Source organism: Janthinobacterium sp. PSPC1-1, assembly GCF_049897625.1.
GTDB classification, from domain to species: Bacteria; Pseudomonadota; Gammaproteobacteria; order Burkholderiales; family Burkholderiaceae_D; genus Janthinobacterium; species Janthinobacterium tructae.
Window position 1 is genome coordinate 126395 of the sequence record NZ_JAFCWP010000002.1, and the last position, 15036, is coordinate 141430.

The following is a 15036-nucleotide window of genomic DNA, read 5'->3' on the forward strand; positions in this document are numbered from 1 at the left end:
GATGAGTAATCATCAGGCGTTTTGCTATGCGTGGTTGCTGGATCTATAGCCAATCCTGAAACCGCCCCAGTGCTTGCCATCGACGTGGATCGGTACGGATAAATCATGCATGACTTCGCCCGTGTCGCGCTTATACGTTTGCAACAGGAAGGCCTTGGTGTTGCTGCCGCAGCGCTTGCCCGTGCGGTCGCTGAAGATGCGCTTGGTGCGGTTATTCACCATATCGGTGGCGTAATCGCCCGTCAGCGGCTGGGAAAACTTCTTGTTGTGCGTTGGAAAATATCCATTGTTGTCGACGGCGCCCGCATACGCCAGATGGGGTAATGCCGCCAGCACGCCTTCCTGCAACTCCGGCAGCACCTTGTCCGTAAACGCGTCGAACTTCGTGTTGTGCTTGGGCGGATTGGTGTTCGGGATGGGCCGATAGTGGCGATCGAACAGGGCTTCGCGCGTGATGCGCCCCGACGCGATGGCTTGCTCGAACAGTTTGCCCACCTCGCGCGCGGCGCGCTGGGCCGCTGCACGGATCTCGTCGTGCGGCGTGGCCACGCTCGATTCGCCCAAAGCGCCGGCGATCGCCTCGGCACGCTCTGCCAGCGCCATGGCCGACTGCGTGGCACGCGGCAATTCGACATTCGTCGACAGCATGCTGTCACGGATTTGCAGGATGGCGTCGGCGATCAGCTGCGTCGTCTCGACGTGTTCGCGCGAGGCGCGGGCGATTTGCCCGATCGCGTCTTCCGACTCGCCCGACGATTCCTCGATATGGCTGAGCGAGCCATGCACGCTTTCCACATTGCGCGCCGCTTCCGTCACGCCCGCCGCCAGCGAACTCATGCCACGCGCAGCTTTTTCCGACTGTTCATTGATTTCGCGCACCATCACGCTGATTTCATCGGAGGCTTCCTTGGTGCGCTGCGCCAATTGCCGCACTTCACCGGCCACCACGGCAAAACCGCGCCCGTGTTCGCCGGCGCGCGCCGCCTCGATGGCGGCGTTCAGCGCCAGCAAGTTGGTGCGCGCGGAAATATCGGAAATGGCTTCCGTGAAGCCCGTGATGCGTTTGGATTTGTCCTGCAAGCTCAGCATGGTGCTGGAGGCGCCTTGCGCTTCCTCGCGGGCCTTGTTGATGCGGCGCAGCCCCTGATCCACTTCGGCGCGCGCCGCCACGCTTTCCACGCGCACGCCGGCGGCCACCTTGGCGGCCCGTTCCGCATTGGCGGCAATCTTTTCCGTCATCACGGCATTTTGTGCAGAACTGTCGGCGATGTCGCTGGCCGTGCGGACATCGATTTCCACCTTCTGTTTGACGGAATCGACAAAATACGAGGTTTCCGCCGCGCCGATCATGATGGCGTCGATGGCGTTGCCCACCGTGTCGGCGAACTGGTGCAAGCCCGGCTCGCCGCGCGGACGGCCGGCGAACGCCAGCAGCGCAGCGCCGATGGCGGCAGCCACGCAGGCAATCAGATAAGGATGGTCGCCGCCCGACAGCAGCAGCAGATAGGCCAGGCAACAGGCCACGGCCATGGCCAGGATCGTGAATGCAAAGAAACGCACCAGCTGATGCTGCAACTGCTTCATTTGTCCCCCGCTGCGCGAACCCGTCACGTCCCGCGAAAGGGACGTGCTGTAACCGTATGCGGGTGGGCACGATTGCCCACCTTGCACCCTGAACATTACGTCTGCGCGGCGTTTCAGGCGGCTACTGGATAGCAGAATTGTAGTTCTACCCTACAACATTTGTTCCGATAGCTCAATCAGAAAAGTGGGGCGGCTACACCAAGGTCACTTAATTGGCAATTTGGTGGTGTTTTTGACCTCTTCCATGACGGCATAAGTGTGGGTTTCCCGCACACCTTTCTGCAACAGCGTCTTGCCCAGGAATTCGCGGTAGGCCGCCATGTCCTTGACGCGCGCCTTGACCAGGTAATCGAAACCGCCAGCGACCATATGACATTCCAGTACCTCTGGGATGATTTGTACGCTATGCTTGAAGGCGTCGAACACTTCCGGTGTCGTGCGATCGAGCACCACTTCGATGAACACCAGCAGCGAGACGTCGAGCAGTTGCGGGTTCAACTGGGCCGTATAGCCCATGATGTAACCGGATTCGTGCAATTTGCGCACGCGCTCCAGGCAGGCGGCCGGCGACAAGTTCACGCGCGCGGCCAGCTCCACATTGCTGATGCGTCCATCGCTCTGCAATTCCATCAAGATTTTCTTACTGATCTTGTCCAGCATTACCATCACCCCCAAATTAATATTATTTGGTTAAATTGTCGCATCAAAAACTATCTATTGCTAGCCCCCTGTATTACCAGAATTAATCCATAAGAATCCCCTTTACAATCGAATCATCTTAACGTCCGACTTTCTGTATTTTTTTGCACCAAAAAAGAGCAAGAATTACGTCAGTTTTCGTCCCCCTTTTCCTTGTAAAGAGCACTTATGCACCCTGCAGGCCCCTCGGCTTTTACCCCGATTCCTTTTGCTGCGTTCCAGGCAGAAATCCTGCCTGAAGCGACACCACAACGCGCCGCCATCACCACCGCCTATAGGCGCGATGAGGTTTCCGCCGTGCAGTGGCTGTTGCAACAAGTGCGCCCCAGCAGTACCGAAACGACGGCCGAGGGACAAGCGCTGGCACACCGCCTGGTCTCGAACGTGCGCCACAAACGCACACGCGCGTCCGGCGTCGATGCGCTGATGCACGAGTTCTCGCTGTCGTCGGAAGAGGGTGTTGCATTGATGTGTCTGGCTGAAGCGCTGTTGCGTATACCCGACAGTCAAACGGCCGATCGCCTGATCGCCGACAAAATCAGCAAGGGCGACTGGAAGAAGCACCTGGGCGAATCGCCGTCGCTGTTCGTCAACGCCGCCACCTGGGGCTTGCTGATCACGGGCAAACTGGTCAGTACCAGTAGCGAATCGAGCCTCGGCTCGGCCATGACCAAGCTCATCGCCAAAGGCGGCGAACCGCTGATCCGCAAAGGCGTCGACCTGGCCATGCGCATGCTGGGCAACCAGTTCGTGACGGGCCAGACCATCGAAGAAGCATTGAAGAACAGCCGCGAGAATGAAACGCGCGGCTACCGCTACTCGTACGACATGCTGGGCGAGGCGGCCCTGACGCAGCAGGACGCGGCCAACTACTACGCCTCGTACGAAACGGCGATCCATGCCATCGGCAAGGCATCGAACGGCCGCGGCATCCGCAACGGCCCCGGCATTTCCGTGAAACTGTCGGCTCTGCATGCGCGCTACAGCCGCGCCCAGCGCGCCCGTGTCATGGAAGAATTGCTGCCGAAGGTCAAAGCGCTGCTGTTGCTGGCCAAACAGTACAACATCGGCTTCAACATCGATGCGGAAGAAACGGACCGCCTGGAACTGTCGCTCGACCTGATGGAAGCACTGGCTTTCGATGCGGACCTGGCCGGTTTCGACGGTATCGGCTACGTGGTGCAGGCGTATCAAAAACGCTGCCCCTACGCCATCGATTTCCTGGTCGACCTGGCGCACCGCAGCGGCCGCAAGTTCATGGTGCGCCTGGTCAAGGGCGCGTATTGGGATGCGGAAGTCAAACGCGCGCAAGTCGATGGCCAGGAAGGCTATCCCGTCTACACGCGCAAGGTCTACACGGACGTCTCTTACCTCGTGTGCGCGCAAAAACTGCTGGCCGCCAGCAGCCTGATCTATCCACAATTTGCCACGCACAACGCGCAAACCCTGGCGACCATCTATACCTGGGCGAAGCGCGACGGCATTAGCGACTATGAATTCCAGTGCCTGCACGGCATGGGCGAGACCCTGTACGACCAGGTCGTCGGCCCCGACAATCTCGACAAGCCGTGCCGCATCTACGCGCCCGTCGGCTCGCATGAAACCCTGCTGGCCTACCTGGTGCGCCGCCTGCTGGAAAACGGCGCCAATTCGTCGTTCGTCAACCAGATCGTCGACGAAAGCGTGGCCATCGATAGCCTGATCCGCGATCCCCTGGAACAGGCGCGCCTGCAGGGCGGCTTGCCGCACCCGTCGATTCCGCTGCCGCTGGACATGTTTGGCAGCGAACGCAGGAACTCGGCAGGCCTGGACCTGTCGAATGAAGACACCTTGCGCACCCTGGCCACCGGCCTGGCACAGCAGCAATCCTGGCAGGCAGCGCCGCTGATCGATGGCGCCGTCAGCCTGAATGGCCCCACGCACATGCTGCACAATCCGGCCCAGCACGACGATGTCGTGGGCAAGGTCATGGAAGCCGGTCCGGCCGACGTGGAAACGGCGCTGGCCAGCGCCAGCGCGTATGCCATCGAGTGGCAAACCACGCAACCGTCGATCCGTGCGCAAGCCTTACAACGCGCGGCCGATCTGTTCGAAGAACACCATATCGAACTGATGGCCCTGGCCGTGCGCGAAGCGGGCAAGTCCTTGCCGAACGCGATCGCGGAAATCCGCGAAGCCGTCGACTTCCTGCGCTACTACGCGGCGCAGGTGGAACACGCGCCGGCGCCCCTGGCGCTCGGTCCCGTCACCTGCATCAGCCCGTGGAATTTCCCATTGGCCATCTTCACGGGCCAGCTGGCCGCCGCCCTGGCCGCCGGCAATGTGGTGCTGGCCAAGCCGGCCGAGCAAACGCCGCTGATCGCCCACCGCGCCGTGCAACTGCTGCATGCGGCGGGCGTGCCGCGCGGCGCGCTGCAATTTTTGCCCGGCAGCGGCGAGATCGTCGGCGCCGGCCTGTGCAATGACGCGCGCGTGAAAGGCGTGATTTTCACGGGCTCGACGGAAGTGGCGCAATTGATCAACCGCAACCTGGCCGCGCGTGCCGTAACCGAAGGCATCGATATTCCCCTGATCGCCGAAACGGGTGGCCAGAATGCCCTGATCGTCGATTCGTCCGCCTTGCCGGAGCAAGTGGTGCAAGACGTGATGTCGTCCGCTTTCGATAGCGCCGGCCAGCGCTGCTCGGCCTTGCGCGTGCTGTTCCTGCAAGCGGAAATTGCCGACAAGACCATCCACATGCTGAAAGGCGCCATGCAGGAATTGCGCGTTGGCAATCCTGACCGTCTGGCCACCGATATCGGTCCCGTCATCGATGCGGAAGCGCAAAGCAATCTGCTGGCGCACATCAACAAGATGAAAACCGTGGCCATCGACCATTATTCGCTTGATTTACCGACCGTCAAAGGCACGTTCGTCGCCCCGACCGTGCTGGAAATCAAGTCACTGGCGCAATTGACGCAGGAAGTCTTCGGCCCCGTGCTGCACGTGATCCGCTACAAGCGGGCCGAACTGCCGCAACTGGTGCAATCGATCAACGACAGCGGTTATGGCTTGACCCTGGGCATCCATACGCGCATCGATGAAACCATCGATTTCATCACCAAACGCGCGCACGTGGGCAATATTTATGTGAACCGCAACATCGTCGGCGCCGTCGTCGGCGTGCAACCGTTCGGCGGCGAAGGCAAATCGGGGACCGGTCCGAAGGCGGGCGGCCCCCTATACCTGAAACGCCTGCAGCGCAATGCACCGGCCGGTGCGCAGCACCAGCGCCAGGCGCCGCCAGCGCTCGATGCGCTGACCGTGTGGGCCAAGATGCATGGCCACGACAAGGTCGAGCAACTGGCGCAGGAATACGCGCGCACGACCTTGCTGGGCAGCACCACCGTCTTGCCAGGCCCGACAGGCGAGCGCAATACCCTGAGCTTTGCCGCACGGGGCACGATTCTGTGCGCGGCGGCCACCTCCGGCACCTTGATGAACCAGCTGGCGGCCGTGCTGGCCACCGGTAACCAGGCCCTGGTGCTGGCGCAAGCGCCGGAGTTGATCCCGGGCGACTTGCCGGCGGCGCTGAAGGACCGCATCCAGGTCGTCAGCAGCCTGGAGTCGGTCAAGCATGATTTCCAGATCGCCATGATCGAGCCGAGTCTCGATGGCCAGCTCAAACCGCTGCTGGCGGCCCGGGAAGGGGCCCTGGTGGGCACCATCGCCACCACGCAGGAGGGTGTCATCCCCCTGTGGCGCCTGGTCGCTGAGCGGGCGCTGTGCGTGAATACGACGGCAGCGGGCGGTAACGCCAGTTTGATGATGTTAAGTGTCTAAATTTTAAGCAGACAGTTAACGCGGAAGGGCAGAACCAGTGGTTCTGCCCTTTTTTTATGCACGCTTGAATGAAAATCAGCCAGCCAGGCGCTGGCACAATTGCTGAATGACGGTAAACGCGTACGGCGAAGCGACCGTTTGCACGAAACGCATGAAGTCGACGGCCGCCTCTTCGTTGGCGTTGTCGGAAATGGTGCGCATGACCGTAAACGGCACGCCCAGTTCAAAACACACTTGCGCCACGGCGGCGCCTTCCATTTCGACGGCCAACAGATCGGGAATATCCGCTTTCAGCTGGTGCAGATGCGCGGCGCTGCTGATGAACTGGTCGCCGCTGGCGATCAAGCCGCGGTGGACTTGCGCGTGCTGCAAGCCAAACGCCGCGATATCGGCCGCCTTGAGCACGCTGGAAACATCGTCACGCAGAAAATCTTCCGCGGCAGCTGCCAGTTGCGTGCTCAGTTCCAGGTCCGTGGCAAAACGCTGCAAGCCCGTCAGCGGCACTTCGAAGCGGGGAAACAGGGGACGGGCATCCATATCGTGCTGCAGCAAGGCTTCCGCCACCACGATATCGCCAACTTTGACATGTTTATCCCCACTACCGGCCACGCCGGTGAAGACGATGTGGGTAACTCCGTACTTTTCCACAAGGATAGAAGCTGTCATGGCAGCGGCAACCTTGCCCAGACGCGACAGGACGCACACAGCGTCGATATTCCACAGGGTCCCCAGGGTGTAGTCGCGCATGCCGTGTGAACGCCTCTGGGGGCCTTGCATGGCTTCTACCAGCCCCTGCTGTTCTTCGTGCAAGGCACTGATGATGCCTAAACGCATTTTTGTGTGTGATTTCATGCTGTTTTTACAGGTTTTTTGAATTGCCAGACGGTTTACAGGGTGAAAACAGCCGTTTCGGCGACTTTTCCACCGTTCGCGTTTGTTTCTGTGTTTTAAATAAAGATGTATACATAAAAATAGTAGTGATAGTAAACGGCCATTTTTTTGTGGATAAGTCGGTATACCATCGAAAAATCATCGACTTAGCGCACAAAAAAGTAGGCGTACAAGCATTGTATCGAGCGAGGACTTGTTTGGGATAAAAATCGGGCTGTGGACAAAGATCGACTTTTCCCACATCTCATCCTGTGGATATGCAGGCACTTATCCACAGCGGCAAGCAAAAATCACGGGTTTTCTTGCTGTAGTGGCATGTTTGACGTGCTTCGTACACTCAGATTCCTGTTTGGCAATCAAGTTTGGCAATTAAGCTTGAGCGACCACGGGCGCTGTTCTTTTGCGAACGTTGGCACCCTGGTGATTTCTGCAAGACGGTTTGGCAGTGGGTCGCGATGTTGCCGTTGGCTTTTTTTTTGGATGTTTTTTGCATGCTTTTTGGAAATATCCCCGGACTTTCGCTTTTTTTGTCGGTTTACAATAGATCTATATATAAAAATAGTAGTAATAGTAAACGCGGTTTTTTCTGTGGATAAGTCGCTTTTTTTCAACAGGATCAAGCGTTTACGCGCAAAATAAAGCGTGCATAATCGCTGTATCACGCGAGGAGCAAAATTGTATAAAATGCGGGCCTGCGCAAAAGTTCGTGTTTACTCACAAGTCATCCTGTGGATATCAAGTGACTTATCCACAATCGTATCAAATTTCCCCTCTTTTCGACATTGAATGGCTTGCTGGCACTGTGCTCGGTCAGGTCTGTTGACGTTTCCATTTTGCAAAACGGTTTGGCAGTGCTGTGTGCGTGATGCCTGCCGTGCCGGTTTTCGTCGCTCAGTTGTTGGCACCATTTTTTTTTGTCAGCCAAAGCAGCTCGTCGGCTTTTTTTGAGGACACAGGCTTGTGAACCTTTTCGAAGGCGAAGCACAGGCAAAGCACGCGTTGTCGGGTTTACCTTAACAAGATCGTATACAAGAATAGTAATAGTAGTTAACGGTGGCATCTTCTGTGGATAAGTCCCGATTTATCCTTGTAAACAATCGCTTGGCGTGCGTATAAGCGCTGAGTAAGCGGTGTATCTGCCTGGGATGGTTTCTGGACAAAAAAACGCTGCCGAAAAAATTTTTCGTTTACACACATATCGTCCCTGTGGATATCCATATGGTTATCCACAGCTTGCAGCCCCTGTTTTTCCCGGCTTTTTAGCTTGTCGCGAGGCTTGCCACGAATAATGTCGCCCTGGCCCGGCACTGGTGGTAATCTCAATCTGGCTCAACAGCCATGCATGCATGAAGAAAGACAGACTCTGGTAACGGGACGCGGCGGGGAGACACGCCGCGCGACAGCTTGATGGCATACCGAAAGGAGCTTCATTGGAATCAGCAGGCGAATACGACTACATCATCGTGGGCGGCGGCACGGCAGGTTGCGTGCTGGCCAATCGGCTCACACGCGACAAGGATGCCAACGTTTTACTCGTGGAAGCGGGCGGCAAGGACGATTACGTGTGGATACACATCCCCGTCGGCTATCTGCATTGCATCGGCAATCCCCGCACGGACTGGCTGTATTCCACGCAGGCGGACGCGGGCCTGGGCGGGCGCAGCCTGATGTATCCGCGCGGAAAAGTGCTCGGGGGCAGCTCTTCCATCAACGGCATGATCTACATGCGCGGCCAGGCCGGCGATTACGATCACTGGGCCGACCTGACGGACGACGCTTCCTGGCGCTGGGACAAAGTCTTGCCGCTATTTAAGCAAAGCGAAGATTACTACGGTGGCGCGTCGGAAAACCATGGCGCGGGCGGCGAGTGGCGCGTGGAAAAACAGCGGCTGTCGTGGGATATTTTGAATGCTTTCCGCGATGCGGCGCAGCAAGTTGGCATCCCGAAAACCAGCGATTTCAACGGTGGCGACAACAGCGGCAGCGCGTATTTCGACGTCAACCAGCGCCGCGGCATCCGCTGGAACACCTCGAAAGCGTTTTTGAAACCGGCGTCGCGGCGCCCGAATCTGACCATCATGACGGGTTGCCACGTGGAACGTCTATTGATTGAGACTTCGGAGTCGGGACCCCGTTGCACGGGCATCGTGTTTACGGGCGGCGGCACGCAGTGGCAGGCGACGGCCAAACGGGAAACCTTGCTGACGGCGGGGGCCATCGGATCGCCCCAATTGCTGCAACTGTCCGGCATCGGTCCAGCCGCCTTGTTGCAGCAGCATGGCATCGTGCCCGTGCTCGATGCGCCTGGCGTGGGCGGCAATTTGCAGGACCACTTGCAGCTGCGTATGGTCTTTAAAGTGCAGGGCGTCAAGACTTTGAACGTGATGGCCAGCAATATTGTCGGCAAGATGCAGATCGGCTTGCAATATGCGCTATTTCAGAGCGGGCCCATGTCGATGGCGCCGTCGCAGCTGGGCGCGTTTGCCAAGTCCGACCCGCAGCAAGCCACGCCGAACTTGCAATATCACGTGCAACCGCTTTCCTTGGACAAATTCGGCGAGCCGCTGCATGCGTTTCCCGCGTTTACGGCCAGCGTCTGCAATCTGCGCCCCACCTCGCGTGGCCATGTGCACATCGCCTCGGCCGACAGCTATGCGGCGCCGAAGATCGTGCCCAATTACTTGAGTACCGAGCAGGACCGCGCCGTGGCGGCCGACGCCTTGCGCCTGACGCGCGCCATCGCTGCCGCGCCGGCCCTGAAAAAATTTGCGCCGCAGGAATACAAGCCTGGCGTGCAATTTCAGAGTCAGGAAGAGCTGGCGCAGGCGGCCAGCCAGATCGGCACCACCATCTTTCACCCGGTGGGCACGTGCCGCATGGGCGTGGCAGGCGATGCGTCGAGCGTGGTCGACAGCCAGCTGCGCGTGCTCGGCGTGGATGGGTTACGCGTCGTCGATGCCTCCATCATGCCGTACATTACTTCTGGTAACACGAACTCGCCCACCGTGATGATTGCGGAAAAAGCGGCGCAAATGATACATGCGGCCTGGAAATGAGCGCGTCAAAGCGCAGGTTTGCGCCATTCGGGCTGGCGAAAAATCCCCGTAGTTATACTGTATTGTGCGTTAAATTTAAGTTGTGTATTATAAAAATGACTAAGTAGTACAAAAAGTACAACTAGGAGACACGATGTCAAACATAATCTTGGAAACAAGAAATTTGACCAAGGAATTCAAGGGTTTCACCGCAGTGAGCGAGGTGAACCTGAAGGTAGAGCGGGGCCATATCCACGCCTTGATCGGTCCTAACGGCGCCGGCAAGACCACGTGTTTCAACTTGCTCACCAAATTCCTGGTCCCCACCGGTGGACAGATCCTGTTCAATGGGAAAGATATTACGGCTGCCAAACCGGCGCAGATCGCCCGCATGGGCGTGATCCGTTCCTTCCAGATTTCCGCCGTCTTCCCGCATCTCTCCGTGCTGCAAAATGTGCGTATTGGCTTGCAGCGCCAACTCGGTACCTCGTTCCACTTCTGGCAGAGTGAGCGTTCCTTGAACCAGCTCAACGACCGCGCCATGGCCTTGCTGGCCGAAGTCGACCTGACGGAGTTTGCCGACACCATCACGGTCGACATGCCGTACGGTCGCAAGCGGGCGCTGGAAATTGCCACCACCCTGGCGATGGAACCGGAAATGATGCTGCTCGACGAACCGACCCAGGGCATGGGCCACGAAGATGTGCACCGCGTCACCGAACTGATCAAGAAAGTCTCGGTCGGCCGCACCATTTTGATGGTGGAACACAATATGAGCGTGGTCTCTGGCATCTGCGACAAGATTTCCGTCCTGCAGCGCGGCGCCATGCTGGCCGAAGGCAGTTACGCGGAAGTGTCGCGTAATCCGCAAGTGATGGAAGCGTACATGGGCACCACCCACGCCGAACTGGAAGGGGCACATTGATGACCGCTAGCAACAGGGCACCCGCGCTGGAAATTGCACAACTGCACACCTGGTATGGCGAATCGCACATCCTGCACGATGTGAACCTGAAAGTGGAGCAGGGCGAAGTGGTGACTTTGCTGGGCCGCAACGGCGCCGGCCGCACGACCACTTTGCGCGCCATCATGGGGCTGACGGGCGCACGCACGGGTTCCATCAAAGTCAATGGCGTCGAAGCGATAGGTTTGGCCACGCACAAAATCGCCCACCTGGGCATCGGCTATTGTCCTGAAGAGCGCGGCATTTTTTCCTCGCTGTCGACGGAGGAAAATCTGATGCTGCCGCCCACCCTAGCCAGCGGTGAGAAGGGCATGTCGGTCGAGGAAATCTACGCCATGTTCCCGAATTTGCAGGAACGCCGCCACAGCCAGGGCACGCGATTGTCAGGCGGGGAACAGCAGATGCTGGCGGTGGCGCGCATCCTGCGCACGGGCGCGCGCCTGCTGCTGCTCGATGAAATTTCCGAAGGCCTGGCGCCCGTCATCGTGCAAGGGCTGGCGCGCATGATCACCACCCTGAAAGCGAAGGGTTACACCATCGTCATGGTGGAACAGAATTTCCGGTTTGCCGCACCGCTGGCGGACCGGTTTTATGTGATGGAGCACGGTCAGATCGTCGAGACTTTTGCTGCATCCGAACTGGAAGCCAAGATGCCGGTATTGACCGAGCTGCTTGGCGTGTAATGCCCATGTAGTTCTGTATCGTCGTCGAGCAATCGTTTAAATAGCAAACAATAATCCCAACGGAGACACTATGAAACGTAACGCTATCGCCATTGCCACCGCCACTCTTTGCGCACTGGGCTTGTCCAGCGCCGCGCACGCCCAGGTATCGGGCGACACCATCAAGATCGGTTTTATTTCCGACATGTCGGGCGTGTATTCCGACGTCGACGGCCTCGGTGGCGCGGAAGCCATCAAGATGGCGATCGCCGATGCCGGCGTGGTACTGGCCGGCAAGAAGGTGGAGTTTATTTCCGCCGACCATCAAAACAAGGCTGACATCGCCGCCTCGAAGGCGCGCGAATGGTTCGACCAGCAAGGTGTCGACATGCTGATCGGCGGCACCAATTCCGGCGCCAGCCTGGCCATGGCCAAGGTGGCGGCGGAAAAGAAAAAGATCTTCATCGCCATCGGCGCCGGTTCTTCGCGCCTGACGAATGAAGAGTGCACGCCCTACACCGTGCATTACGCCTACGATACGGTAGCGCTGGCGCGCGGGACGGGCGGCACCATCGTCAAGCAGGGCGGCAAGAGCTGGTATTTCATGACGGCCGACTATGCGTTTGGCCATTCGCTGGAAAAAGACACGGCTGAAGTTGTCAAGGCGGCCGGCGGCAAGGTGCTGGGCAGCGTCAAGCATCCGCTGGGCGCCTCGGATTTCTCTTCTTTCCTGCTGCAGGCGCAGGCAGCCAAGCCGCAAATCCTGGGCCTGGCCAATGCGGGCGGCGACGCCATCAACAGCATCAAGGCAGCCAACGAGTTCGGCCTGACGAAATCGATGAAACTGGCCGGCCTGCTGATCTTCATCAACGACATCCATTCGCTGGGCCTGAACCTGACGCAGGGCATGTACCTGACCGATGGCTGGTACTGGGACTTGAATGCGGACACGCGCGCCTGGTCGAAACGCTATTTCGCCAAGATGAAGAAAGAGCCGTCGATGCTGCAGGCAGCCGACTATTCGGCCGCGGCGACCTACCTGAAAGCCGTCAAGGCGCTGGGGACGGATGACACCGAAAAAGTCATGGCGTATCTGAAGAAGACCAAGATCAACGACATGTTCACGCAGAATGGCGAAGTGCGTCCCGATGGCCGCATGGTGCACGATATGTATTTGATGGAAGTCAAGAAACCGTCCGAGTCGAAATACCCATGGGATTACTACAAGGTGGTCGCTACCGTGCCTGGTGCGCAAGCGTATGTGACCAAAGCCGAGTCGAAGTGTTCGTTGTGGAAGTAACGCTGTAGCAACATCCACAGAGTGCCCGCCGCTGCGCGGGCGCTCCGTCCTGCACTTCGCCCGCAGGGTTCGCCTTGCGCCGCCGCAGCCGTTTGCGGTGGCGCGTTTCCCTTGATACCACACCGCTACCCGGCGGTGCTTTTTATACTGTGATGCCATGGAAATTTTCGGCGTTCCTATACAAGCGATGATGAGCCAGCTGCTGCTGGGTCTCGTCAACGGCTCGTTCTATGCCATGTTGTCCCTCGGTCTGGCCGTCATTTTCGGCTTGCTCAATGTTATTAATTTCTCGCACGGCGCCATGTACATGATGGGCGCCTTCCTGGCCTGGATGGGCCTCAGTTATTTCGACATCAATTACTGGGCCATGCTGGTCATCGCCCCGATCCTCGTCGGCCTGGTCGGCATCCTGATCGAAAAGACCATGTTGCGCTGGTTGTATAAACTCGACCACCTGTATGGCTTGTTGTTGACCTTTGGCATTACCCTGATCATGGAAGGCGTGTTTCGCTCGTTCTATGGCGTCTCGGGCCAGCCGTATGCCGTGCCTGAAGCGCTGGCCGGCGCGACGGACCTCGGCTTCATGATCCTGCCGAACTACCGCGCCTGGGTGGTGATCGCCTCGCTCTCCGTTTGCCTGGCGACCTGGTTCGTCATCGAAAAAACCAAGCTGGGCGCCTACCTGCGGGCCGGCACGGAAAACCCGAAACTGGTGGAAGCGTTCGGCATCAACGTGCCGCTGATGGTGACCTTGACGTTTGGCTTCGGCGTGGCGCTGGCCGGTTTCGCCGGCGTGCTGGCGGCGCCGATCATCCAGGTCTCGCCGCTGATGGGCTCGAACCTGATCATCGTCGTGTTTGCCGTGGTGGTGATCGGTGGCATGGGTTCCATCATGGGCTCCATCCTGACGGGCCTGGGCCTGGGCGTGATCGAGGGCCTGACCCGCGTGTTCTACCCGGAAGGCTCGGCCACCGTGGTCTTCGTGGTGATGGTGATCGTACTGCTGCTGCGTCCCGCCGGCCTGTTCGGCAAAGAAAAGTAATCCTCATCAGTCATGTATTGGAGCTACCACGATGAATAAGAATGTAGGCTACGCCATTGCCTTGCTGCTGGCGTTGGCGGCCCCGTTTTACGGCTATCCCGTCTTCCTGATGAAGCTGCTGTGCTTTGCCCTGTTTGCCTGCGCGTTCAATTTGCTGATCGGCTACACGGGCTTGCTGTCGTTCGGCCATGCGGCCTTCTTTGGCGGCGCCGGCTATGTCACCGGCTACGCGCTGCGCACCTGGGGCTGGCCAACGGAACTGGGCTTGCTGGCCGGCGTCGCTACGGGCGCCTTGCTGGGCCTGGTGATTGGCGGCCTGGCGATCCGCCGCCAGGGCATTTACTTTACGATGATCACCCTGGCGCTGGCGCAGATGGTGTATTTCCTGGCCTTGCGCCTGCCCTTTACAGGCGGCGAGGATGGCTTGCAGGGTGTTCCACGTGGAACCTTGTTGGGCATGATAGATCTGGGCAATGACACCGTACTGTATTACTTCGTGCTGGCCATCTTCATCGCCGGCTTCGCCCTGATCGTACGCACCATCCACTCGCCGTTCGGCCAGGTCCTCAAGGCGATCAAGGAAAACGAACCGCGCGCCATCTCGCTCGGTTACGACGTCAACAAGTACAAGCTGATGGCCATCGTGCTGTCCGCTTCGCTGGCCGCCCTGGCCGGCGCCACCAAGACCCTGGTGCTGGGCTTTGAAACACTCACCGATGTGTACTGGGGCATGTCCGGCCTGGTCGTGCTGATGACCTTGGTGGGCGGCATGGGTACCATGGCCGGTCCCATCCTTGGCGCCGTGCTGATCATCGCGCTGGAAAACAAGCTGGGCGATGTTGGCACCTATCTGGCCACGCACACGGGCATCGAGTGGTTCGGCACTCTGGGCGAATCGGTGGGCATGGTCACGGGGGTGATTTTCGTCATCTGCGTGCTGCTGTTCCGGCGCGGCATTGTCGGCGAAGCCATCGCGCGCTTCGGCGGCAGGGCCGCCAAGGCCACTGTCTGATTTTCAAGCAACGCCGGACGATTCG

General features: G+C 58.8%; 10 protein-coding genes. 7 read left to right on the forward strand and 3 right to left on the reverse strand.

Annotated elements, in window-relative coordinates; all coding sequences use genetic code 11:
• Positions 1 to 24: 24 nt before the first annotated feature.
• Positions 25 to 1584 (reverse strand): methyl-accepting chemotaxis protein, encoded by a 1560-nt coding sequence (locus ACP7EG_RS08090; RefSeq protein ID WP_426087238.1) that lies wholly within the window; start codon positions 1582 to 1584, stop codon positions 25 to 27.
• Between the two features lie 204 nt (positions 1585 to 1788).
• Complete coding sequence (locus tag ACP7EG_RS08095; RefSeq protein ID WP_010393827.1) at positions 1789 to 2244, reverse strand: Lrp/AsnC ligand binding domain-containing protein; 456 nt, start codon at positions 2242 to 2244, stop codon at positions 1789 to 1791.
• A gap of 207 nt (positions 2245 to 2451) precedes the next feature.
• On the opposite strand from ACP7EG_RS08095, the gene putA reads away from it, so the two are divergent.
• Positions 2452 to 6105 carry a trifunctional transcriptional regulator/proline dehydrogenase/L-glutamate gamma-semialdehyde dehydrogenase gene (gene putA, locus ACP7EG_RS08100; protein WP_426087239.1) on the forward strand — a complete coding sequence of 1218 codons (3654 nt, stop codon included), beginning with the start codon at positions 2452 to 2454 and terminating at the stop codon, positions 6103 to 6105.
• Positions 6106 to 6180: 75 nt separating this feature from the next.
• Here putA and ACP7EG_RS08105 read toward each other — a convergent pair whose 3' ends face one another.
• Entirely contained in the window at positions 6181 to 6957 is a 777-nt protein-coding gene (locus ACP7EG_RS08105) for a 5'-methylthioadenosine/adenosylhomocysteine nucleosidase (RefSeq protein WP_426087240.1), read from the reverse strand.
• A 1469-nt stretch (positions 6958 to 8426) separates the two neighbouring features.
• Here ACP7EG_RS08105 and ACP7EG_RS08110 point away from each other — a divergent pair.
• The 6 genes from ACP7EG_RS08110 to ACP7EG_RS08135 all read left to right on the forward strand — a co-directional run bounded on the left by ACP7EG_RS08110 (position 8427) and on the right by ACP7EG_RS08135 (position 15011).
• A complete protein-coding gene (locus ACP7EG_RS08110; RefSeq protein WP_426087241.1) occupies positions 8427 to 10052 on the forward strand; it encodes a GMC family oxidoreductase in 1626 nt (541 codons plus the stop codon).
• Between the two features lie 133 nt (positions 10053 to 10185).
• Complete coding sequence (locus ACP7EG_RS08115; RefSeq protein ID WP_096232923.1) at positions 10186 to 10956, forward strand: ABC transporter ATP-binding protein; 771 nt, start codon at positions 10186 to 10188, stop codon at positions 10954 to 10956.
• Complete coding sequence (locus ACP7EG_RS08120) at positions 10956 to 11678, forward strand: ABC transporter ATP-binding protein (protein WP_426087242.1); 723 nt, start codon at positions 10956 to 10958, stop codon at positions 11676 to 11678. Before ACP7EG_RS08115 ends, ACP7EG_RS08120 begins: the two co-directional genes overlap by 1 nt.
• 70 nt (positions 11679 to 11748) lie before the next feature.
• On the forward strand, positions 11749 to 12957 hold the full coding sequence (locus ACP7EG_RS08125; protein WP_426087243.1) for an ABC transporter substrate-binding protein: 1209 nt from the start codon (positions 11749 to 11751) through the stop codon (positions 12955 to 12957).
• A gap of 157 nt (positions 12958 to 13114) precedes the next feature.
• Positions 13115 to 13999 (forward strand): branched-chain amino acid ABC transporter permease, encoded by an 885-nt coding sequence (locus ACP7EG_RS08130; RefSeq protein WP_034752662.1) that lies wholly within the window; start codon positions 13115 to 13117, stop codon positions 13997 to 13999.
• 31 nt (positions 14000 to 14030) lie between these two features.
• The gene (locus ACP7EG_RS08135) at positions 14031 to 15011 is read left to right on the forward strand and encodes a branched-chain amino acid ABC transporter permease (protein ID WP_426087244.1); all 981 of its coding nucleotides are present in this window, start codon (positions 14031 to 14033) and stop codon (positions 15009 to 15011) included.
• Positions 15012 to 15036: the final 25 nt, after the last annotated feature.

Coding starts and splice junctions, on each gene's coding strand:
- ACP7EG_RS08090 (WP_426087238.1), bottom strand. CDS start 1,584: ATGAAGCAGTTGCAGCATCAGCTGGTGCGTTTCTTTGCATTCACGATC.
- ACP7EG_RS08095 (WP_010393827.1), bottom strand. CDS start 2,244: ATGCTGGACAAGATCAGTAAGAAAATCTTGATGGAATTGCAGAGCGAT.
- putA (WP_426087239.1), top strand. CDS start 2,452: ATGCACCCTGCAGGCCCCTCGGCTTTTACCCCGATTCCTTTTGCTGCG.
- ACP7EG_RS08105 (WP_426087240.1), bottom strand. CDS start 6,957: ATGAAATCACACACAAAAATGCGTTTAGGCATCATCAGTGCCTTGCAC.
- ACP7EG_RS08115 (WP_096232923.1), top strand. CDS start 10,186: ATGTCAAACATAATCTTGGAAACAAGAAATTTGACCAAGGAATTCAAG.
- ACP7EG_RS08120 (WP_426087242.1), top strand. CDS start 10,956: ATGACCGCTAGCAACAGGGCACCCGCGCTGGAAATTGCACAACTGCAC.
- ACP7EG_RS08125 (WP_426087243.1), top strand. CDS start 11,749: ATGAAACGTAACGCTATCGCCATTGCCACCGCCACTCTTTGCGCACTG.
- ACP7EG_RS08130 (WP_034752662.1), top strand. CDS start 13,115: ATGGAAATTTTCGGCGTTCCTATACAAGCGATGATGAGCCAGCTGCTG.
- ACP7EG_RS08135 (WP_426087244.1), top strand. CDS start 14,031: ATGAATAAGAATGTAGGCTACGCCATTGCCTTGCTGCTGGCGTTGGCG.